This is a genomic window from Novosphingobium ovatum, from assembly GCF_009909235.1.
In the GTDB taxonomy this organism is placed as follows: Bacteria; Pseudomonadota; Alphaproteobacteria; order Sphingomonadales; family Sphingomonadaceae; genus Novosphingobium; species Novosphingobium ovatum.
In genome coordinates this window covers 341,809-362,481 of the sequence record NZ_JAAAPO010000003.1, presented here as the reverse complement: position 1 = coordinate 362,481, position 20,673 = coordinate 341,809, and the positions used below count along the sequence as shown (strand labels likewise).

At 65.2% G+C, this 20,673-nt stretch carries 20 protein-coding genes; 4 read left to right on the top strand and 16 right to left on the bottom strand.

Annotated features, from left to right (window positions below; genetic code table 11):
* Positions 1-122: 122 nt before the first annotated feature.
* Positions 123-2,456 (top strand): autotransporter outer membrane beta-barrel domain-containing protein, encoded by a 2,334-nt coding sequence (locus tag GTZ99_RS09315; protein WP_161718124.1) that lies wholly within the window; start codon positions 123-125, stop codon positions 2,454-2,456.
* 155 nt (positions 2,457-2,611) lie between these two features.
* Complete coding sequence (locus GTZ99_RS09310; RefSeq protein WP_161718122.1) at positions 2,612-3,415, top strand: GNAT family N-acetyltransferase; 804 nt, start codon at positions 2,612-2,614, stop codon at positions 3,413-3,415.
* Positions 3,416-3,472: 57 nt separating this feature from the next.
* On the opposite strand, the gene GTZ99_RS09305 is transcribed toward GTZ99_RS09310, so the two are convergent.
* The 16 genes from GTZ99_RS09305 to GTZ99_RS09230 all read right to left on the bottom strand — a co-directional run bounded on the left by GTZ99_RS09305 (position 3,473) and on the right by GTZ99_RS09230 (position 18,393).
* Positions 3,473-4,237 carry a lysophospholipid acyltransferase family protein gene (locus tag GTZ99_RS09305; RefSeq protein ID WP_161718120.1) on the bottom strand — a complete coding sequence of 255 codons (765 nt, stop codon included), beginning with the start codon at positions 4,235-4,237 and terminating at the stop codon, positions 3,473-3,475.
* On the bottom strand, positions 4,234-4,632 hold the full coding sequence (speD, locus tag GTZ99_RS09300) for an adenosylmethionine decarboxylase (RefSeq protein ID WP_161718119.1): 399 nt from the start codon (positions 4,630-4,632) through the stop codon (positions 4,234-4,236). The genes GTZ99_RS09305 and speD overlap by 4 nt, the downstream gene beginning before the upstream one ends.
* Positions 4,629-6,281, bottom strand: coding sequence for an NAD(P)-binding protein (locus GTZ99_RS09295; RefSeq protein WP_161718118.1), 1,653 nt, complete (start codon positions 6,279-6,281; stop codon positions 4,629-4,631). Before GTZ99_RS09295 ends, speD begins: the two co-directional genes overlap by 4 nt.
* Positions 6,271-7,854, bottom strand: coding sequence for a polyamine aminopropyltransferase (locus tag GTZ99_RS09290; protein WP_161718116.1), 1,584 nt, complete (start codon positions 7,852-7,854; stop codon positions 6,271-6,273). Before GTZ99_RS09290 ends, GTZ99_RS09295 begins: the two co-directional genes overlap by 11 nt.
* Positions 7,847-8,056: a DUF350 domain-containing protein gene (locus tag GTZ99_RS09285; protein WP_161718114.1), complete on the bottom strand. Its 210-nt coding sequence runs from the start codon at positions 8,054-8,056 to the stop codon at positions 7,847-7,849. The genes GTZ99_RS09290 and GTZ99_RS09285 overlap by 8 nt, the downstream gene beginning before the upstream one ends.
* Before the next feature lie 36 nt (positions 8,057-8,092).
* Entirely contained in the window at positions 8,093-8,272 is a 180-nt protein-coding gene (locus GTZ99_RS09280; RefSeq protein ID WP_161718112.1) for a hypothetical protein, read from the bottom strand.
* Entirely contained in the window at positions 8,269-9,639 is a 1,371-nt protein-coding gene (locus GTZ99_RS09275; RefSeq protein WP_161718110.1) for a DUF4178 domain-containing protein, read from the bottom strand. The genes GTZ99_RS09280 and GTZ99_RS09275 overlap by 4 nt, the downstream gene beginning before the upstream one ends.
* A complete protein-coding gene (locus GTZ99_RS09270) occupies positions 9,639-10,334 on the bottom strand; it encodes a DUF4178 domain-containing protein (RefSeq protein ID WP_161718108.1) in 696 nt (231 codons plus the stop codon). Before GTZ99_RS09270 ends, GTZ99_RS09275 begins: the two co-directional genes overlap by 1 nt.
* A gap of 90 nt (positions 10,335-10,424) precedes the next feature.
* A complete protein-coding gene (locus tag GTZ99_RS09265) occupies positions 10,425-11,420 on the bottom strand; it encodes an SPFH domain-containing protein (protein ID WP_161718106.1) in 996 nt (331 codons plus the stop codon).
* A 96-nt stretch (positions 11,421-11,516) separates the two neighbouring features.
* Positions 11,517-12,512, bottom strand: coding sequence for an aldo/keto reductase (locus GTZ99_RS09260; RefSeq protein WP_161718104.1), 996 nt, complete (start codon positions 12,510-12,512; stop codon positions 11,517-11,519).
* A gap of 301 nt (positions 12,513-12,813) precedes the next feature.
* Positions 12,814-13,764 carry a Gfo/Idh/MocA family oxidoreductase gene (locus GTZ99_RS09255; RefSeq protein ID WP_161718102.1) on the bottom strand — a complete coding sequence of 317 codons (951 nt, stop codon included), beginning with the start codon at positions 13,762-13,764 and terminating at the stop codon, positions 12,814-12,816.
* Between the two features lie 65 nt (positions 13,765-13,829).
* Positions 13,830-14,672 carry a class III extradiol dioxygenase subunit beta gene (locus tag GTZ99_RS09250; protein WP_161718100.1) on the bottom strand — a complete coding sequence of 281 codons (843 nt, stop codon included), beginning with the start codon at positions 14,670-14,672 and terminating at the stop codon, positions 13,830-13,832.
* Between the two features lie 12 nt (positions 14,673-14,684).
* Positions 14,685-15,134 (bottom strand): protocatechuate 4,5-dioxygenase subunit alpha, encoded by a 450-nt coding sequence (gene ligA / locus GTZ99_RS09245; RefSeq protein WP_161718098.1) that lies wholly within the window; start codon positions 15,132-15,134, stop codon positions 14,685-14,687.
* A 60-nt stretch (positions 15,135-15,194) separates the two neighbouring features.
* A complete protein-coding gene (locus GTZ99_RS09240; RefSeq protein ID WP_161718096.1) occupies positions 15,195-16,220 on the bottom strand; it encodes an amidohydrolase family protein in 1,026 nt (341 codons plus the stop codon).
* 7 nt (positions 16,221-16,227) lie between these two features.
* Complete coding sequence (locus tag GTZ99_RS09235) at positions 16,228-17,040, bottom strand: NAD(P)-dependent oxidoreductase (RefSeq protein WP_161718094.1); 813 nt, start codon at positions 17,038-17,040, stop codon at positions 16,228-16,230.
* Between the two features lie 162 nt (positions 17,041-17,202).
* On the bottom strand, positions 17,203-18,393 hold the full coding sequence (locus tag GTZ99_RS09230) for a LysR family transcriptional regulator (protein WP_161718500.1): 1,191 nt from the start codon (positions 18,391-18,393) through the stop codon (positions 17,203-17,205).
* 247 nt (positions 18,394-18,640) lie between these two features.
* Here GTZ99_RS09230 and ligK point away from each other — a divergent pair, with 247 nt between their 5' ends.
* Positions 18,641-19,315 (top strand): 4-carboxy-4-hydroxy-2-oxoadipate aldolase/oxaloacetate decarboxylase, encoded by a 675-nt coding sequence (gene ligK / locus GTZ99_RS09225; protein ID WP_161718092.1) that lies wholly within the window; start codon positions 18,641-18,643, stop codon positions 19,313-19,315.
* A gap of 284 nt (positions 19,316-19,599) precedes the next feature.
* Positions 19,600-20,661 carry a 4-oxalomesaconate tautomerase gene (locus tag GTZ99_RS09220; protein WP_227711214.1) on the top strand — a complete coding sequence of 354 codons (1,062 nt, stop codon included), beginning with the start codon at positions 19,600-19,602 and terminating at the stop codon, positions 20,659-20,661.
* Positions 20,662-20,673: the final 12 nt, after the last annotated feature.

Here is a 20,673-nt window from a genome sequence, read left to right as displayed (position 1 = left end):
TTGCCAACGAGCAATATTCCATGCACCGCACCACCCAAGACCTTATTCATCGGGCGTTCACCATCGGGGGGCCACTCGCCATAACCCGTAAGTGACCCCAGCATACAAGGACGCATACGGACATGGCACGGTCCATCAACACCACGCATCTTCGCCAGCCCAGCCTTACCTCGCCGCGCCTGCGTCGCCTTGCCGGCGTCGTACTCGGCTCCTCGGCGCTGCTGGCGCCCGCCACCGCATGGGCTGATTGCACCGCCAGCGGAGCGACCGTGACCTGCTCGGGCACCTCGGCGGCCTATACCTATTCGGGTTCGACAGCGGTCACCGCCACGGTCAACTCGGGCTCGACGCTGACCGCGCCGCTGATCATCTCGGCTTCGGGTTCGGTGCTGAACAATGCGGGCACGATCACCAACACCGGCACCGTCTATGGCGTGCAAATGGGTGACAACGCCTCGGTCACCAACAACGGCACCCTCACCTCGTCCAGCTCGTCGACGGGCGCGGGCGGCATTTCGGTGGGCGCCAATTCGACCGTGATCAACAACGGCACGCTGACCGCCTATAGCGGCACGCCCGCCGTCAGCTTTGGCACCAGCGGCACGTTCATCAACAATTCCTCGGCCGCCGCCGCGATCACGGGCAACATCGTGTTCGGCACCAACACCGGCACCGATCGCGCCTATTTCTACAACTACAGCTCGTCCTATGGCCTGACCGGGTCGGTGACGGCCAGCGGCAATGTCAGCCTGGTCAACAACGGCATCTGGACCGGCAACTTCATCCAGACCGCCAAGGCGCTGAACAGCAGCGATGGCAGCGTGGCGGTGAATTTCACCAATGGCACGGCGGGCACCTTTACCGGCGTGCTGACCACCGGTGACCAGACCAACCTGACCAACAACGGCACGATGTATCTGTATTCGGGCAGCGCCATCGGCACGCTGGGCCTGTACAATTCCACCGTGACCAACAATGGCGCGCTGTGGGTGGGCATCAAGGGGTCACCCGCGCTGCTCTCGATCAGCGGCAATTATGTGCAAAGCTCGACCGGCACGCTGAACATCGCGATCAGCCCGGCGGGCACCGCGACGGTGGCCGCTGGCACCAACTACAGCCAGCTGTACACCACCGGCACCGCGCAGATCGGCGGCAGTCTGGTGCTGCAGGTCTATTCCGGCTTTTACAAGACCGGCGCGACCTATGACGTGATCAAGGCCGACGGCGGCATCACCGGCAGCTTCTCCAGCGTGTCGGGCAACAGCCAGCTGTTCGTGACCTTTGTCGATGCGGGCATTGTCACCACCAGCGGCACGCAGCAGGTGTACCGCTTTATCGCGCAGCACAACGCCTATGCCAGCACCATGGCGGCGCAAGGCGCGACCACAAATCAGGTGGCCACCGCCAGCGCGCTGGACAAGCTGCTGGTGACCGCCAGCGCCAATGCCAGCTCGGATGCGGCCACGTTCCTGGGCTATGTTGACCTGCTGAGCGCCGACGAGGCCAAGAACTTCCTGACCTCGATCTCGCCCGAGGGCTATCTGGCCTATGCGCAGGCGCTGCGCGATCAGGCCAACCTGTTCGCCCGCCAGATCGACCTGCGCCTGAATGACCAGAACAGCAACCACCCCGAAGACGGCTGGTGGCTGAACTTCACGGGTCAGGGCAGCTTCAGCTCGACCGCCTCGACCGTGGGCGGCTATCGCACCCGCGATCAGCTGTTTGGCGTGACCGGCGGCTATGACTTCTCGGGCCCGCACCATTCGTGGGGCGGCGCGCTGCATCTGTCGTGGAACAAGCTGCACTATGCCCCCGCCACGCTGAGCGGCACCAACCGCGACTTTGGCGTGGCGTTGTATGGTCAGCAACTGTTCGGCCCGCTGTATGTCTCGGGTCAGGTGCAGTACAACATGGGCAAGCTGACCGCGACCAAGGACATCATCATCGGGTCCTATTCGCGCAGCGCCAGCGCCAGCGCGGGTGAAAACCTGTTGAAGGCCAAGGCCGAAGTCGGTTTCAATGCCAAGTTCAAGGGCTGGCGCGCCTCGCCCTTCGTGGCGATCGACTTCCAAAAGGGCAAGATCAACGGCTTTACCGAAACCAACGCCGGGGCGGCCAACCTGACGGTCAGCTCGATCAGCGCTGACCGCACCGACCTGTTGGTCGGCGCCAGCCTGACCCGCGCCGAAGGCTCGTTCCGTCCCTATATCCGCGCCGCCTATCGCACCGCGCTGGGCAGCGCCGGGGCGACCACCGTGTCTGCCTATATGAACGGCCAGACCGAAAGCGCGTTTACGGTGACCGGCCTTGCCGCCTCCAAGAACGAGTTTGACGTCAATGCGGGCGTCAACTGGGTGTTTGACGATGCGGGCGCGCTGTTTGTCGGCTATCAGGGCACGATGCGCAGCAGCTATCAGAACCACGGCCTGAACTTCGGCATCCGCCTCAAGTTCTGATCGCGGCCATCGGGCCATAGCTTTGGGGGGAGGATCGGCAACGGTCCTCCCCCTTTTGCATGGGCGGGGCACGGACGGCTGTTATCAAACCGTCATAGGATCGCCGCCTGCCTGTCACATCGGCCTGCTATTCAGAGGGGAAGGAGAACCCCAAGATGACCGCGCAGATGCCGATTGCCGCCAACCGCCGCCTGACCGTCCGACTGGCCCATTGCGAGGCCGATCTGCAATCGGTGCAGCGTTTGCGCTGGCGCGTGTTTTTCGAGGAAATGGGCGCGGCGGCCGATCCCGCGCTGGCGGGCGATCGTTGTGACCGCGACGCCTATGACGCGCTGTGCGACCATCTGCTGGTGATCGATCAGGACCGGCTGGAGCGCGATGGCCCTGATGCGGCGGTGGTGGGCACCTATCGCCTGCTGCGCGAGGGCGTGGCGCGCCGCCACGCCGGTTTCTACAGCGCGGGCGAATTTGACCTGAACCCGCTGCTGGCCACCCGCGCCGATGGCCGCGAGGCGCTGGAGCTGGGCCGCTCCTGCGTCCTGCCCGAATACCGCACCAGCGCGACGATCTCGATGCTGTGGCGCGGGATTGCCGAATATATCAGCGCCAACCGCATTGGCCTGCTGTTTGGCTGCGCCAGCTTTCCGGGGGTGGACCCGGACGCCTTTGCGCCCGCCCTGTCCTACCTCTATCACAACCATCTGGCCCCTGCCGGTACCGCGCCCAGCGTCCTGCCGGGCAAGGGCGTCAGCATGGAACGCCTGCCGCGTGGCAGCTATGACCAGCGCCGCGCGCTGTTCCAACTGCCCCCGCTGGTCAAAGGCTATCTGCGGGTGGGTGCGAGTTTTGGCGATGGGGCCTATATCGACCATGCGTTCAACACGGTGGATGTGTGCGTGGTGATGCCGGTGGACGCGATCGCCGATCGCTATGCCGCAAGGTTCAGCGTGGCCGCCTGAACAGGGCCGCGCGGTTTGGCGCGGCCGGCTGAATGGGCTTGGAGTGGGGGCTGGCGATCAGCCCCCTACCCCGCCCCGCAAAACCTGTAATCGGGCCAACACCGCCGCCTCGCAGGCCTTGGCCAGCGCCTTGCGGTCGGTGGCGGTCACGGGTTCCTCAAACCACACCTCGGCGCGCATCCCGCCCAACCGCGCCAGCCCGCGCACATGCGACAAAAGGCCATCGTCGCCAATCCACGCCACCTGCCGTTGCATTTCAGGCGACAACAGACCGCCATCGGTACGCGCGTAATGGATCGTCACCGGCTGTACCCGCGCCGAACCGTCGGCCACCCCCGGCACCATGGCAAACAGGCTGGATCGGAACGGCAGCACATCATTGCCCAGCCCTGTCGTGCCCTCGGCAAACAGCACCAGCGCGCGGTCGCCTTCCAGATGGCTGGCCAGCGCGGCGGCCTGATCGCCCGCCTTGCCGCGCCGTTCGCGCTCGACAAACAGACAGCCATAGGCCGCCGTCAGCCGCCCGATCAGCGGCCACCCCCGAATGTCGCCCTTGGCGACAAAGCCCGCGTTCAGCACCAGACCCAGCACCGGAATGTCGGTCCAGCTGATGTGATTGGCGACAAACAGCGTGCCCGCGTGATCCACCGGCGTGCCATGCACCCGCACCCGGATGCCAAACCCGCCCAGCAGCGCCCGCCAGCACAATCGCGCCACCCCGCGCCACAGCCGCCCGCCATTGGGCAGCAACAGCCAAGGCCCCGACACCGCCAGAAAGCCCGCAATCCCGGCCCAGGCCCGCGCCTGCCGCAGCCAGCTCATGCCCGCAGCCCCGCCAAGGCGGGATGCGCCAGACGCGGGATCGCCTGTTGCGTGATGATCCGCGCCCCCATCCGCGCGGCGATCGTGTCCAGCGCGGCCAAGGGATCAGCCCTCCCGCCACACATGAAGATATCGACCGCCACCAGCCCATGTTCGGGCCACGTATGGATCGAGATATGTGATTCGGCCAACAACGCCACCCCTGTCACGCCGCCCTCCGCACCATGCGGGGTCTGGCCAAAGTGATGCAACCGCACCTCCAGCACGCGGGCGTGCCCGGCCGCCGCCCCGGCGCGCAAAGCGTCCTCGATGGCAGGCAGATCGGACAAACCGCCCGCACAGGCCAGATCGGCAATCACATGCAGGCCGATGGCCGCTTCAGGTTGCAGATTCATGTCAGCAGACTTTCAAACGGATGACCCAGCCGCCGCATCGCCGCCTCGGCCGCCAGACAGCCGCGATAATGCGCTTCCTCGAACAACGACAGGCCCGAAATGTCGGAATGCGCGCGCCAGATCGGCCCATCGGCCGCCTGCGCCGCCAATCGCGCCGGATCGCTCAGGAAACCGGGCGTCGGGCGCACCATCGCATGGCCCCAGCGCCACACGTCGATGCGGGCAATATGGCCCTCCATGTCGGGGTGCATGGCCAACAGGTCATCGGCGATCAGGCGTTGCCAGTCGCGCAAGGACGCCCCCTGCAACCCGCGCCGCTGCGCCACCGGATCGCCTGCCGACAGCGCGGTGTACCATGTCAGCACGCTGGGCCCTTCGGCGGCGGCGCTGGTCTGGTGGTCGGCCACGACATAGCCCAGATGGTCACTGGCGGCCGAGACATTGTCCCACGCCAAAGGCACGCCCGGCCCTTCGGGGCGGCGGGTGACGGTGATGTTGGCCACCACCCACGGCGCATAGGAAAAACGCCCGACCGGCGCGACACCGGGCGCGACATGGCGAGCGACGAAATCGGGCATGGCCAGAATGCCGCCGCGCGCCATGACGTTATAGCGCCGCGCCTGGCGATGGGCCAGCACATGGGCTGTTATGCCATCGCCCTGCGCCGCGACATGCAGCGCGCTGTGCCCGGTGCGGATCGCGCCACCGATCACCCCCGCCATCGCCCGCGTCAGCCGGGCATTGCCCTCTGGCCAGGTCAGTTCGCTATTGTCGCCGTCATAGCGCCCGCTGTGCCCCGCCACAAACGCCCGCCGCCCGGCGAAATAATGCAACCCCGCCCAAGCCGACACCGCCTCCGGCTCGGCACCATAGTCATCGCGGCAGGCATAGCGCACATGGGCCAACAGCGGCGCGCTGGTATAGCCATTGCGCGCCATCCACGCCGCCATGCTGATCCCGTCCAGAGCGCGGATCGCGGGATCGCGGCTGCTATAGGCCATAGGGCAGGCAAAGGCCGGGCGGCCGTCGGCCCCCACCTTGTGCCGCCACGCGCCCATCGCGGCAAAGAACGCATCGCGCTGACGCCTGTCCTCGCGGCCCAACGCCGAGGCAGGGTAGAGACCCTCCTGCCACTGGCCATTCCACAACAACCGCTCCTCCAGATCGGCGCAGATCTGCAAGGGGTCATAGATCGGCGCGCCATCCGGCCCCGTCCCGGTGACCATGCCAAACTGGCGCAACATGGCAATCAACGCCCGCCCTTCACGGTTGGGCAGCGGCAGGTAATGCGCGCCCCAGGGAAAAGCGGTGAAGGCATTGGCCCCGGCGCGGGCATTGCCGCCCGCCTCGTCCTCCAGTTCCAGCAACAGGAAATCGTCAAACCCGGCCTGTTTCAGCCGCCAGCCCGCCGCCAATCCGGCCACCCCGCCGCCCGCGATCAACAGGCCGGTGTGGACATCGGGGCCGGTGGTCGCCGCCGCCATCCGCCCATCGCGCAAGGCATGCCCGCGCCCCATGTCCGGCCCCAGCATGGCGCCGGGATAGGGCGCGGCATCGGCCTGCGCGCATCCCCCCAGCGCCATGGCCGCCCCGGCCGCCCCGGCGCCGGCCAGCGCGGCCCGCCGGGTCAGCACGGGCTCAGCCTTCATAATGGTTCCATTCCTCGGCAAAGCTGCGGACAAGCGCCTGATTGTCCAGCCGATTGACCGGCACCGGCCGCCGCGCCATGTCGGGCGGAAAATCAAACATCAGCGGTTCGGACAAAGCTGTCAAAAACCGCAATCCCCCCGGCAACTGCGCTGCTCCGCCCAGCCGTGCCCGCCCGCCCGCATCATCATGCGCCGCCAGCGTAAAGCCCCATTCGCCAAAGCTGGGCACCATAGCGTGATAGCCACGCGTCGCCAGCCCCGCCGCCTCCAGCGTTTGCGCCACCGTCCAATAGGATCGCGGCGCGACCAGCGGGCTGGTCGATTGCACCACCATCACCCCGCCCGGCGCCAACAGACGGGCCACCTCGCGGTAGAAACTCTCGGTATAGAGCTTGCCCAGCGAATATTCGGTGGGATCGGGAAAATCGATCAGCACCGCGTCATATCGCCCCTGCGCCGCGCGGACCCAACGAAAAGCATCGGCATTGGTCACCCGCAGCCGGTGATCGGCCAAAGCCCCCCGGTTCAACGCCGCCAATTGCGGCACATCGCGGAACAGATGAGTCATCTCCGGGTCCAGATCGACCAGATCGATGTGCCCCACGCGAGGGTCGCGCAACACCTCGCGCGCGGCCAGACCATCGCCGCCGCCCAATATCAGCACCCGCGCGGGACGCTCCACCCGGCCCAGCACCGGCCAGACCAGCGCTTCGTGGTAACGATATTCGTCGCGGCTGGAAAATTGCAGATTGCCGTTCAGATACAGCCGCAAATCCCCGCCCCGCCGGGCCAGCACGATCCGCTGATAGGGCGTCGAACGGGCATGGATCACCCCCTCGCCGTAATAGGCCACCTCGCTCCAGCGCTGGATGCGTTCAGCATAGGCAAGGCCGGCGATCAGGCTGAGCGCCACCATCACCGCCACGGCCAGATCCGGCCCCACCCGCCGCGCGCCCCGGATCATCACCAGCAGCGCCATCGCCACGGCCACGTTCAACAGGCCAAACACCAGCCCGGTGCGGATCATCCCCAATTGCGGCACCAGCAACAGCGGGAACGCCAACGAGGCGATCAGCGCGCCGACATAGTCATAGGTCAGCACGTTGCTGACCAGTTCGCGAAAGGCGAAGCGCCCGCGCAAGATGCGGATCAGCAACGGAATTTCCAGCCCGACCAGCGCCCCGATCATCAGCACCAGTGCATAGAGCAGCACACGGAAATCACTGGCCAGCGGGAACGCCACCATCAGCCCCGCCGCCGACCACCCGCCGATGGCCGCAATCATGATCTCCACCCGGACGAACACGCCGATCTCGTCCCCGCGGACATAGCGCGACAGGTACGATCCCACCCCCATGGCAAAGAGGTAAGTGCCGATAACCGTAGAGAATTGCGTGACGCTGTCGCCCAGCAGATAGGACGCCAGCGTGCTGGCCAGCAGTTCGTAGATCAGCCCGCAGGTGGCCACCACCAGCACCGAGAGCAGCAGGATCGCGGCATGCGCCCGGCTGCCGCCCACCAACGGCGGCGGGCTATCGGCGGCTGCATTCGCGTCCTTTGGCGTATCAGCCATGAATGGCCGCAGCAATGATGATCGACAGGCCCAATGCCCCGGCGGCGGCCAACATGGCTACGGCTTTGTTTTCCTTCTCGATAATCTCCTTCCACATGTCGCCCGGCGTCAGCCGGTCCACCAGCAGAAAGGCGATAAACAGCACCAGAATGCCCAACCCGGCATAGATCACCGAGGCGAGCAGGTGTTCAGCATCGATCATGGTCAATCCTCCTGTAGGTGGGCGCCAAGCCCCGCGTCATTTGTGGCCGCCATAGAACCAGCCGCCGCCGTGGGTGCCGTGGCGCTGTGTGCGATCTGGCCCCTGATGGCTGCGCGCCGAAGTGCCAAACGGCGACCACGCGAACAGCGCGGAATACACGGTCGAGGCCAGCATCAAACCGCACCAGCCGACAAAGACCACCAGCCGCTTGCTCATTCGTCATCCTTGTTGTTGGCGCGGTACAGTATGATGATGATCGGGATGACAAACACCCCGCCCACCACCAGCCAGAACAATCCCCAAGGAAATCCGCCGGTTGATGCTGACACTGCCAGCGATACCTGCTCCCCCGTACCCGCGCTCGCCCCACCCGCGCTGGCCAGCCCCCACGGGTCGGCGGGGGTGTCAGAGCTGGTCGTGCTGCTGCCGCCGCCGTTCCACGCATGGGCCTGCGCCTGCACCATCAGCTCATAATTGCCGGCTGGCACTTCGGCGATCAGGGTGGTGGTTTGATGGCTGCCCTCGGTCCAATGGCCATCAGAATCCGTGCCTTCGTAATATTCCACCACATCGCTGGCGGGCACGCCCTGCTGGGTCGCCTTGTTCACCAGCACATAGTCCAGATCGACCCATTTGTTGACGAATGTATCGGTCGCGGCGCGGATAGTGACGAATTGGCGCGGGCGCGTGACGGTGATGGTGCCAGCGGAAAACTGCACCTCTGGCCCATCGACCACCAGTTGCGTGCGCCCCACCGCCTCGTTACCCTTGATCCCGGCCAACGCCAGCACGATCATCGCCAGCAGGCTGGTCAGCACCGCAAAGGCGAACATGCGCCAATGATCACCATCCGCGCGCCAAGGCCGGTTGGCCCAGGTGCTGGACGTATCGCTGCTGTAACCGCGCTGTGGCGGGGGGGCCGAAGGGTTGGCATGGCGCGGTGACGAGGCGTTGAAATTGACAGGTTTTACAAACCGTTCAATGACTTGCGGCGCGACCGGGACCAGATGGGTCCACTGCACCTCGTCGCCATCCGCCTCACGCGAGAGCGATTGGGGCCCGGCCGAAAAGCTGACCGCCTGCCATTCCTCACCCGCCCTGACGCGCCAATAAAACTCGCCCAGAACGCGGGTGGTGGTGATGGTGACGGGCCCTTCCTCCGCGGTAAAGGCCTGCCCGCGCCAGTCCACCTGCCCCGCGTTCAGCAATTCGCGTGGGCGTTCGGTCAGCATGCGGCCGAATTGCCATTCATCGCCCGACCGCACCAGCCAGCGATAGCCCGCATAGGGGTTGAACAACAGGTATTCCGCCCAGGTCCACCCCTGCGCGCTGCGCTCGACCCAGCCGATCACCTCCCACGTGACGCCATCAATCACGCCCCGGCTGCCCAGCGGCAGCTTCAGCTTGGCGACCTCCTGATGCCAGGCCGTGATCAGCGCGACATCAGGATTGGCCACGTCCAGCAAGGCGCCACAATATTGACAACCCACGGAAATTGTTACGCCCGCCGCGCGGATGTCGATGCCGCCACCGCATTGCGGACAGGTGACGCTGCGCGGTTTGGCGGAGGATGCGTTGACCATCACGCCCGCCCCCCTGCCCGCACCGATCCGCGCAAGGCTTCGGGGATATCCCAACCCTCAATCGCCCGCAAATTGGTGGGATTCAGGTCAGCCAGTTCGACATAGCGCCCCAAATAGGCCGCCATCCCGCCCTCGTCCCGCTGGACCGACAGCGAACGCCCCTCGCCCTCGCGGAAGTCGACGCTGTGCATTTTCCATCCGGCGGGGGTGGCAAAGGGCAGATCGCCCTCGGCCCCGACGCAGGTGATGATTTTGCTATCACTGACTACAAAATAAAGGCCGTTAAGTGTCACCAATGTGCCCAATGGCAGTTCACCCCCCGCGGCAAAGCCGGCCAGCTCTGGCGCGGTGTCGGCCTGCGGGCATTCTTCCAATATCTGGAACTGCCCCATCGCCTCGGCCAGCCAGCGGTGGGTGCCATCGGCCATGGCCAGCAACCATTCGTTCCACCCGCCATCGGCCCATGCCCAACGCACCCGGCCCACCACCGAAAAGCGCGCCCCGTCCAGCGCCCCGCCGGTGCCGATCTGGATGGGCGAAACGTCGAATGGCAGCTCGGCCGCCTGCCCAACGCTTTCCGCGCCAGCCGAGGACCAGCGGATCACCCCCCGGCAATAGGGGCACACCGCATAGGGCATGGCCGCGCTGCGTTGAGCAACCGGCGCGCCGCAAGACGGGCACAACAATGGCGACATAGACCCCCCAAAAGCCTCTCAGACAAAGGCGCAAGGCCCACCAGCCGGGCGGCCCGATCCGTCCCGGCTCCCACGCGCCCGATCAGCGGCTTACTTGACCCGCGCCAGAATCTCGGCCTTTTTGGCGTCGAATTCGGCCTGCGTCAGCGCGCCGATCGTCACCAGCTTGTGCAGCTTTTCCAGCAATTCGAACGGGTCCTCGGCCGCAGGGGCCGCCGCGCCCGGCACATGCAGCGCCTGCCCGGCAATGCCACCGGCAAACGCCCCGCCGATGGTAGCCGCCGCCCCCAACCCTGCGCCCAGCGCCGCCAGACCACCGTCCTGCCCGGCGGCGATTTCGATCGCCTCGGCGGCCTGGAACTGGGTGTATTTGTTCAGATCGCCCAGCACCCGCATGCTGCTGCCCTTGTCCAGATGCTGCTGCACCTCCTCGGGCAGGCTGACGTTCTCGACAAAGAAGGACAGGCACGAAAGGCCCCATTGCGCAAAGGCGCGGTCGACCTCGGCCTTGATCACCTCGGACAGCTTTTGCTGATTGCTGGCCAGATCCAGAAACGGCACGCCCGACCCGCCCAGCGCGGTGGCCATCGCCGTCATGATCGCCGAGCGCAATTGCGGCTCCATCGCGGCATCGGTCACTTCCAGCTGGCTGCCCAGCAGGCGGCTGGCAAAGGTGTTCACATCGGCAATGCGGTACGAAAAGGTGCCAAAACTGCGCAGGCGCAACGCGCCAAATTCCGCGTCACGGATGGTCAGCGGCTGCGCCGTGCCCCACTTGATACCGGGGCGTTCTCGTTCGGAAAAGAACACCACGTCGGACTTGAACGGCGAATTGAACGCCTTGTCCCAGTTCATCAGGTCGGTCAGGATCGGCAGGTTGTCGGTGGTCAGCCGGTGCAGGCCGGGGCTGAACACATCGGCCAGCTGGCCCTTGTTGAAAAAGGCCGCCTTTTGCCATTCGCGCACGGTCAGTTGCGCGCCGTTCTGGATCTCCTGATCGGCAAAGGGCACACGCCATGCGAGTTGTCCCGGCTCTTCCAGCCACTCGATGACATCGATGAACTGTTTACGAAGAAAATCGAACATGGCGTACACCCAAATCACGGCGCCGGATCATTCCGGCCCCGTGATTTTAGTGTCCGCCTACGCACGTGCAAGTGTAATCGGAACAAACAGCCCCGATCAGTCAGCGAATTCCTCGGTATCCATGGTCGCCTGCATCGCGGCCGGATAGCGCGGCCCGGCCACCGTATGGCGGTTGATCAGCGCGTCCAGCGAAGCCAGCACGGCATCGTCCGGGCGCCAATCGGCACGGGCGATATTTTCGGCCAGATGGTCGGGGTTGGTGGTGCCGGGGATGACATGGATGTGGTCGCCGCGCGAGAGCACCCATGCCAGCGACAATTGCGCCGGGGTTACGCCCTGCTGCGCCGCGATGGCGTTGAACGCATCGGCCAGCGCCAGATTGGTGGGCCAATTGTCGGCGTTGAAACGCGGATGGGTGCGGCGCAGGTCCTTGGGCTCCAGCGCGCCGGGATCGCGCACGCCATTGGCCAGCACCCCGCGCGCCAGAGGGCTGAACGCCACCAGCGCCACGCCCAATTCGCGCGTTGCCTGCAGTACGCCAATTTCGCAATTGCGGGTCCAGAGCGAATATTCGGTCTGCACCGCGGTCACCGGGCACACCGCATGGGCGCGGCGCAGCGTGTCGGCCGAAAACTCGGACAGGCCATAGCCGCCCAATTTGCCTTCCGCGATCAGATCGGCAAAGGCGCCCGCGCTGTCCTCGATCGGCACAGTGAAGTCGCGGCGATGCATGTAATACAGGTCGATATGATCGGTCTGCAACGCCTTCAGGCTGATCTCCACCTCCTGGCGGATGATCTCTGGGCGGCAGTCGACATAGCGCCGGTCACCATCGGCAAAGATGCCCATCTTGCTGGCCAGATAGAACTCGGCGCGGCGGGCCTTCAGCGTTTCGCCGATCAACAGCTCGTTCTTGCCACCGCCATACAGCCGCGCGGTGTCCAGATGGCTGTAACCCAGATCCAGCGCCTGATGCAGCAGCTTGGCGGCCTGCTCGGGCGGCGGCGGGGCGGCATAGGCCCAGCTGACGTTCATGCAGCCCAAGCCCACAGGGTTGAGGGCGCGGCCGCCAAGGGTGCGGGTGATGGGCATTTAGAGTTCCTCGTTTTCAAGGCGGGCTTTATGCCTCCGGCGGGCAAAGGGACCTAAGCATTTCTCTTGAGAAATGCGACCGCCAAAAGGCGTCCCTTTGCAATCCCGTTACCGGGTGGGCGGGGACTGGAGAAGTGGGCAGATTGTATAAAAGCCTGCGGCGCGGCGAGGTTCCCCCCTTTTGCGCCGCAGGCTTTCAATTCCATGGTTGCGTCGTTCAACCTAGGTCGAACCGGCACACAACGCAGACAGTAATGGGAGCGCGAGGGTCTAGACCCTCGCATCACTCCCTTCCCGCCCCTTACTTCTTCATCGCTTCCAGCTGAACTTCCAGCTCACCCAGCACGCGATAGCAGTCCAGCACCTTGGCAACGCTCGAGTTCGGCTCGCGGCCTTCGCGGATGGCGGCGATGAATTCGCGGTCCTGCAATTCGATGCCGTTCATCGACACGTCCACCTTGGACACGTCGATGGCGTTTTCGCGACCGTCGACCAGATCGTCATAGCGCGCGATATAGGTGCCGGTGTCGCCGATATAGCGGAAGAAGGTGCCCAGCGGCCCATCGTTGTTGAACGAGAGCGAGAGGGTGCAGATCGCGCCGCTTTCGGCCTTGAGCTGGATCGACATGTCCATGGCGATGCCCAGATCGGGGTGGTAGGGCCCCTCGATCGCGTTGGCGGCGACGATCTTGCCTGCCTGATAGGCGAACAGGTCGACCGTATGCGCGGCGTGGTGCCACAGCAGGTGGTCCGTCCACGAACGGGCCTCGCCCTTGGCGTTCATGTTGGTGCGGCGGAAGAAATAGGTCTGCACATCCATCTGCTGGATGTTGAACTCACCCGCCTTGATCTTGTTGTGCACGTATTGGTGCGAAGGGTTGAAGCGGCGGGTGTGGCCAACCATGCACACCTTGCCGGTTTCCTGCTGCACCCGCACGACTTCCTGCGCATCGGCCCAGCTGTCGGCCAGCGGGATTTCGACCTGCACATGCTTGCCCGCCTTCATCGCGGCGATGGCTTGGGCGGCGTGCATCTGCGTGGGGGTGCACAAGATCACCGCGTCCACATCGTCACGGGCCAGCGCGTCTTCCAGATCTTCCGAAAAGTGCTTGGCGCCATACTTCTTGGCCACGGCCTCGGCCTGCTCCAGCCGGCGGCTGATGATCGAGGTGATTTCGACGCCGTCGATGTTCTTCAGGCCGTCGAGGTGCTTTTCGCCGAAAGCGCCGGCGCCCGCGAGTGCGATACGCATGTGAGGAAGTCCTTTTGGTCAGGGAAATGGGGCCGCCAAAGCGATCAGCGGCCCCGGTGTGGGTGTCAGTCAGCCGGTTCCAGCACGATATGGCCGATGGCCGTGTTCGAGCAGGGGATGTGGTAGTGGCGGTGCAGCGTCTTGACCGTCTTGCCCAAAGCGCCGCGCATGATCAGCCACATCACCATCTCGATGCCTTCGCTGCCGGTTTCGCGCAGATATTCAATGTGCTGGATGTGGCGCACATCGTCATTGTCGCTTTCCAGCATATCCAGGAAGCGGTTGTCCCATTCGCGGTTCAGCAGACCGGCGCGCGGGCCCTGCAACTGGTGCGACATGCCGCCCGTGCCCCAGATCTGGACGTTCAGATCCTCGGGGAAGCTCTCGACCGCCTTCTTGATCGCCTCGCCCAGCGCCCAGCAGCGGTTGCCCGAGGGCACGGGATAGGTCACGACATTGACGGCCAGCGGGATGACCTTGCACGGCCACTTGGCGGGCTTGTCGAACATCATGCTCAGCGGCACGGTCAACCCGTGGTCGACGTCCATCTTGTTGATGATGGTCATGTCGAAATCGTCCAGAATCAGCGACTGGGCGATGTGCCATGCCAGATCGGGGTGGCCTTCGACGTCGGGCACCGGGCGCGGGCCCCAACCTTCGTCGCAGATGCCGAAACGTTCGGCGCAACCAATGGCAAAGGTGGGCACGATGTTCATGTCGAAATAGCTGGCGTGGTCGTTATAGACCAGCACGACGACATCGGGCTTCTCGTTCTTTTCCCATTCGCGGGTCCAGTCGTACCCGGCGAAAATGGGGCCGAAATAGTCGTCGCGGTCCTTGCCCTGATCGACGGCAACGCCCAACAGGGGCACGTGGGATGAGCCGACACCGGCAGTGATCTTGGCCATGTTCAGGCTCCCTCAGGCTTTGTTCTGGGCAGCAGCGGCCGCTGCGGCAAGGTTTTCACGGATCGAGCGGTTGCCCTCGGGGCTGCGGCCACCGTCCAGCATCATCTGGCGATATTCGGGCCAGGTCATGTCGGTCATGGTGCTGCACGCCTCGGCAAAGGGGATGCCGTCAGCCGAAAACAGCTTGGACAGGAAATAGACGTTGCCGCCCATGTCCAGCAGCGCGTTGTAATCGCGGCGCAGCAGGGCCTGCTTGGCCTCCTCGGAGATATCCCATTCGTCCAGATAGGCGCGCTGGTCAGCCTTGAACCGCTCGCGGTTTTCCGGCTGCATCATGCTCATGGCGAACTGGTTGATCCAATAGCCCTTGCGGGCGCGGACGGCGGTATAGACGCGCGTGCCCGGAATATCTTCGAATTCGGCCAGATATTCGTGAATGTTCTGGGTCGGTTTTTCAGCCACGGTACTTCTCCCAAATTGCGTGGCCCAAGGCGGATTTGCGCCCGCCTTGGGGGAAAGGTGTCAGAGGCCGCGCGCCTTGAGCTGGGCGTCCAGACGCGGGAAGACGCGGCGGGCGTTGCCTTCGAAAATGGCGTGACGTTCCGCGTCCGAGATGTCCAGCGCGTCGACATAGCGCTTGGTATCGTCGAAATAGAAGCCGGTGGTCGGATCAATCCCGCGCACAGCCCCCACCATCTCCGACCCGAACAGGATGTTCTTGTTGTCGATCACATCGGCCAGCAGGTTGATGCCCGGCTGGTGATAGACGCAGGTGTCGAAAAAGATGTTGTTCATCAGATGCGTCGACAGATCAGGCTTTTTCAGCATGTCGGCCAGACCGCGATAACGGCCCCAGTGATAGGGCACCGCGCCGCCGCCATGCGGGATGATGAAGCGCAGCGTGGGGAAGCGGCTGAACAGATCGCCCTCCAGCAATTGCATGAAGGCAATCGTGTCGGCCGCGATGTAATAGGCGCCCGTGGCATGCATCGCCGGGTTGCACGAGCCCGAGACGTGGATCATCGCCGGCACATCCAGTTCGCACATCTTCTCATAGAAGGGGAACCAGTATTCGTCGGTCATCGGCGGGAAGCTGAACTTGCCGCCGCTGGGATCGGGGTTCAGGTTGCAGCCGACAAAGCCCATCTGCGTGACACAGCGCTCCAGCTCGGCGATGGAGCTGCTCATGTCGGCCTCGGGCGACTGGGGCAACATGCAGACCGGCACAAAGGTTTCCGGATACAGGCCCGCAACGCGACCGATCAGGTCGTTGCACACCTGCGCCCACTTTACCGCCACGCTCTGATCGCCCACATGCGGGGCCATCGCGCTGGCGCGGGGGCTGAAGATGGTCATGTCGGCGCCACGCTCGCGCAGCAGGCGCAGCTGGTTGGCCTCGATCGTCTCGCGGATTTCGTCGTCGCTGATGGCGGGATAGGCGGGCGCTTCCACGCCAGCCTTGAACGCGGCCTTCTGCTCCTCGCGCCAGGCGTCATGGGCCTTGGGCAGCACGGTGTAATGGCCGTGACAGTCGATAATCATGGTCACGAGAGGCTTACTCCTTTCCCTCGATGAGGCGGTCTTGGCGACCGGCCATATCCTTTTGCCGCGCAACGGTGCCGCGCGTCATTTCCGGTTCAACGCCAAGGCTGCTCAGCGTCTTGCACGATTCTTCCATCTCGGCGGCGCGGCGGATACCATGCGTCACCATGCGCTCGATGTTATAGGCGGCCTTGTCGGCCCAGGGCTTGGGCTTTTCGCTGGCGTCCAGACTGGACAACACCTCGTCCACCACACCGGCGGCTTGGGCTGCCAGCATCATCTCGGCGGTCAGCGCCTCCAACCCCTTGACCATGACGGAGCGGATCATCTTGATCGCGCTGGCCCGACCAATCTCGTCGCCCACCACGCGGACATTGGTAAAACCGGCGTCCCGCAACAGGGTTTCGGCCTGCGCGGCATATTCCCCCGCCAGCAACAGCGGCACCTTTTGCCGGGCCGGGTCCACCGGCGCCAGCACCGCCACATCGACATAGCGCCCACCGGCGGCCTGAATGGCGGCTGCGGCGGCACGCTTGGTATCAGGCGCGACAGAGTTGCAATCGCACCAGACAGCGCCGGGGGCCAGATGCGCGGCATAGGCCTGCGCGGCGGGCAAGGCGCTGTCGGCGGTCACCAAGCTAAGCACCAGATCCGCGCCCGCCATCACCTGCGCCGCGTCATCGCCCCCGCGCAATCCATCGGCGGCGGCGGCGGCCATACGTTCGGGCCGGATGTCCCACGCGGCGGCGCGCTCACCCCATGCACCCGCCTGCGCAAAAGTGCTGCCAGCCTCACCATAACCGATCAGGGCGATTGTGCCTGCCACGCGCGTCGTCTTCCCATTTCGGCCCGTCCGACGCCATTGCCGGACCATGGGCCATATTTTGCCCGATCGGCTGAACCAAAAGCGTCCGACTTGCGCCAATCGAAAGCGGGCAACACGTATAACTTTTCACGAATACAATTGGCGCGAGGGCTTTTTGGCCACCTATTCCGCCCGCTCCAGCGCCGCGCCGGCCGGCACCGTATCAGTCACCACCGTGGCAGCGTTGATCTGTTGCCCGCATTCGCGCAACAGGCGCAGGAAATCGGCCTGCGCCGCCGTGGGCCGCCAATCGGCCCGCGTGGTAAACCCGATCGTGCGCGCAAAGGCCGAGGGCAAGGGCCGCGCCACCAGTAGGCCAGCCTCCAGTTCCACCGCCACCTGCTCGGGCGAGAGCAGCGTCAAGCCATCACCCTTGATCAGCAATTGCCGGATCGCCATGGTCGAACCGCACTCCACCCCCACCCGTGGCGGAGTATGGCCAGCGGCGCGGATCATCGCCTCCCAATGGCGGCGCAGCGGGGTTTCCGCCCCCGGCAACACCCATGGATAGGCCAGCATGTCCCGCGCCGGATCGCAAGAATCCGCCAGCGGATGCCCGGCGCGCATCACCAGCGCGGGGCGGTCCTCGAACACGGCCTCCTGCGTCAACCCTTCCGCCTCGGCGCCAGAGCGCAGGGCGCCCAGCATCACGTCAATCTCGCCATCGCGCAACGGCCCGGCCAGTTCGGCATGGCCACCCTCGACCACGGCCACATCCACCGTGGGATGCGCCGCAACAAAGGCCGCCAGCGCCTCTGGCAACCAGCGCGCGCGGCACAGGGGCATCGCGCCCACGATCACCCGACCGCCCGCCTTGCCCGCCCAAGCGGCCACCTCGTCCAGACCCGCGCGCAATTCGGCCACCGCCAGACTGAACCCACGCGCGCGCCGCACGCCGGCGGGCGTCAGCGCCACATGATGCCCACGCCGGTCGACCAACCGCTGCCCCAGCGCCACCTGCAAATCGGCCACCGCGCGGTGCAGCGACGCGCTGGACAGGCCCGTTGCCTCGGCCGCGCCGGCGTAACTGCCTGACCGCGCCAGCGCCAGCAGCGCGCGCAACTGCGTGCCGGTGACGCGCGGGCTGCCGATATGGGCAATCGCGGCCTCGGCACGCGGGGCCATCAGCAACGCGGGCTCGGTCGCGGCCATGCCCTGCGGGCTGCGGGTGAACAGGCTGACCCCGATCGAAGCCTCCAGCCCGGCGATCGCCTGCGTCAACGCGGGCTGCGTCAGATTGACGCTGCGCGCGGCGCGAGTCAGGCTGCCGTGGCGCACGGTCGCGGCCAAAGCGGCAAAATGCCGGATATTCATCGGCTTTTCGCCCAACAGGCGCTCGGTCAGAGGGCGTTCTTCACCCTCACCTTCGCCCAGATCACCACCAAAGCTGTCAGTCATGCCACCATGCTTAGCAAAAATTTATGCACCCCCACAACTTCGCATTTGTGGCGACCTGTCATCCAGCGCATGGGATCATCGTGCCCCCATTGCGGGACCACCGGACAAGATGGCACCGCGCCGCAACGGCACCTGTGGGGACAGGACAGAAAGGCTGATTAAGATGAGTGGTATCGTCGTTCAGAACATCGAGCGCACGCCCATGGACGTGGTCGACGGCCTGGCCCAGTGCGGCGTGGCCACCGTGCACGAGGCACAGGGCCGCAAGGGCCTGCTGGCCAGCTATATGCGCCCCATCTATACCCGCGCCCGCGTGGCCGGCAACGCCGTGACCATCAGCGCCGCCCCCGGCGACAACTGGATGGTGCATGTCGCCATCGAACAGCTCAAGGCAGGCGACATTCTGGTGCTGGCCCCGACCTCCCCTTGCGAGGACGGCTATTTCGGTGACCTGCTGGCCACCAGCGCCCAGGCGCGCGGCTGTCGCGGGCTGGTGATCGACGCGGGCGTGCGCGACGTGCGCGACCTGACCGACATGAACTTCCCCGTCTGGTCCAAGGCCGTCTATGCCCAAGGCACCGTCAAGAACACGCTGGGCAGCGTCAATGTCCCCATCATCTGCGCCAATCAGGCGGTAAATCCGGGCGACGTGATCGTGGCCGATGACGACGGCGTGTGCGTTGTCCGCCGCGAGGAAGCCGCCGACGTGCTGGCCAAGGCGCAGGCCCGCGAGGCCAACGAGGCCGCCAAGCGCGAAAAGCTGGCAGCCGGCGTGCTGGGTCTGGACATCTACAACATGCGCGAGCGGTTGGAGAAGGAAGGCCTGAAATACGTTTGATCGGGAGTTGGGGTTTAGGGGAATATAGGGCCTCCGGCGGGCCAAGGGACTTGTCCCTTGGCAATCCCATTAATGGGGTGGTGCGAAAGACACTGGGCAGCCTTGAAGGCATCGGTTTAAGGCCTGCGGCGCGGCGATGTTGCGCTGATTGGCGCCGCAGGCTTCCCCCGCCAAACGCCGCGTCATTGCGCCACCGCCGAACCCCACCCCAACGCCGACACTAATGGGAGCGCGAGGGACCAGTCCCTCGCCTTTCCGCCTTATCTTTTTAAGGACACAACGCCATGACCACCAACCTTTCGGCCCCCTGCATGTGGATGCGCGGCGGCACGTCCAAGGGCGGCTATTTCCTGAAGGATGATCTGCCCGCCGACACGGCCACGCGCGATGCGTTCCTGCTGGGCGTGATGGGCAGCCCCGATCCGCGTCAGATCGATGGTTTGGGCGGCGCCGATCCGCTGACGGCCAAGGTCGCGGTGGTAGCCAAATCCACCCGCCCCGGCATCGATGTCGACTACCTGTTCCTGCAGGTGTTTGTCGATCAGCCGATCGTGACCGACGCGCAGAACTGCGGCAATATTCTGGCGGGCGTTGGCCCCTTTGCGATCGAGCGCGGGCTGGTGGCGGCCACGGGCGATGAAACGCGGGTGGCGATTTTCATGGAGAACACAGGGCAGGTTGCCGTTGCCACGGTGCAAACGCCCGGCGGCGTGGTCAGCTATGCCGGTGAGGCGCGGATTGATGGCGTACCCGGCGCCCACGCTCCGGTCCCGCTGGAATTCCGCGACACGGCGGGGTCATCGTGTGGCGCATTGTTGCCCACCGGCAATGCCGTGGATGTGGTGAACGGCGTGGCGGTGACGCTGATCGACAATGGCATGCCCTGCGTGGTGTTCAAGGCAGCGGACGTGGGCATCACCGGCTATGAGGACCGCGACTGGCTGGACGCCAATACCGAGCTGAAAGCCCGCATCGAGGCGATCCGTCTGGCCGTGGGCGAACGGATGAATCTGGGCGATGTGAAGGAAAAATCCGTCCCCAAGATGATGCTGGTGGCGCCTCCCAAGAACGGCGGCGCGGTGACGGTGCGCTCGTTCATCCCGCATCGCGCCCATGCCACGATTGGCGTGCTGGGCGCTGTGTCGGTGGCTACCGCCTGTCTGCTGCCCGGATCGCCCGCGGCAGAGGTGGCGCAGATCCCCGATGGCGCGCGCAAGACGCTCTCGGTCGAGCATCCCACCGGCGAAATGACCTGTGTGCTGGAATGCGATGCGGCCGGGGACGTGAAGACCGCCGCCCTGCTGCGCACGGCGCGCAAATTGTTTGATGGCGTGGTTTTTGGATAAAGGACCGTTTCG

What these genes read in the sequence shown, in the direction of transcription:
- GTZ99_RS09280 (WP_161718112.1), bottom strand. Translation starts at nt 8,272, where the DNA reads ATGAGCAAGCGGCTGGTGGTCTTTGTCGGCTGGTGCGGTTTGATGCTG.
- GTZ99_RS09220 (WP_227711214.1), top strand. Translation starts at nt 19,600, where the DNA reads ATGACCACCAACCTTTCGGCCCCCTGCATGTGGATGCGCGGCGGCACG.
- GTZ99_RS09265 (WP_161718106.1), bottom strand. Translation starts at nt 11,420, where the DNA reads ATGTTCGATTTTCTTCGTAAACAGTTCATCGATGTCATCGAGTGGCTG.
- GTZ99_RS09315 (WP_161718124.1), top strand. Translation starts at nt 123, where the DNA reads ATGGCACGGTCCATCAACACCACGCATCTTCGCCAGCCCAGCCTTACC.
- GTZ99_RS09295 (WP_161718118.1), bottom strand. Translation starts at nt 6,281, where the DNA reads ATGAAGGCTGAGCCCGTGCTGACCCGGCGGGCCGCGCTGGCCGGCGCC.
- GTZ99_RS09250 (WP_161718100.1), bottom strand. Translation starts at nt 14,672, where the DNA reads ATGGCCAAGATCACTGCCGGTGTCGGCTCATCCCACGTGCCCCTGTTG.
- ligK (WP_161718092.1), top strand. Translation starts at nt 18,641, where the DNA reads ATGAGTGGTATCGTCGTTCAGAACATCGAGCGCACGCCCATGGACGTG.
- GTZ99_RS09305 (WP_161718120.1), bottom strand. Translation starts at nt 4,237, where the DNA reads ATGAGCTGGCTGCGGCAGGCGCGGGCCTGGGCCGGGATTGCGGGCTTT.
- speD (WP_161718119.1), bottom strand. Translation starts at nt 4,632, where the DNA reads ATGAATCTGCAACCTGAAGCGGCCATCGGCCTGCATGTGATTGCCGAT.
- GTZ99_RS09270 (WP_161718108.1), bottom strand. Translation starts at nt 10,334, where the DNA reads ATGTCGCCATTGTTGTGCCCGTCTTGCGGCGCGCCGGTTGCTCAACGC.
- GTZ99_RS09230 (WP_161718500.1), bottom strand. Translation starts at nt 18,393, where the DNA reads ATGAATATCCGGCATTTTGCCGCTTTGGCCGCGACCGTGCGCCACGGC.
- GTZ99_RS09290 (WP_161718116.1), bottom strand. Translation starts at nt 7,854, where the DNA reads ATGGCTGATACGCCAAAGGACGCGAATGCAGCCGCCGATAGCCCGCCG.
- GTZ99_RS09285 (WP_161718114.1), bottom strand. Translation starts at nt 8,056, where the DNA reads ATGATCGATGCTGAACACCTGCTCGCCTCGGTGATCTATGCCGGGTTG.
- GTZ99_RS09310 (WP_161718122.1), top strand. Translation starts at nt 2,612, where the DNA reads ATGACCGCGCAGATGCCGATTGCCGCCAACCGCCGCCTGACCGTCCGA.
- GTZ99_RS09260 (WP_161718104.1), bottom strand. Translation starts at nt 12,512, where the DNA reads ATGCCCATCACCCGCACCCTTGGCGGCCGCGCCCTCAACCCTGTGGGC.
- GTZ99_RS09275 (WP_161718110.1), bottom strand. Translation starts at nt 9,639, where the DNA reads ATGGTCAACGCATCCTCCGCCAAACCGCGCAGCGTCACCTGTCCGCAA.
- GTZ99_RS09255 (WP_161718102.1), bottom strand. Translation starts at nt 13,764, where the DNA reads ATGCGTATCGCACTCGCGGGCGCCGGCGCTTTCGGCGAAAAGCACCTC.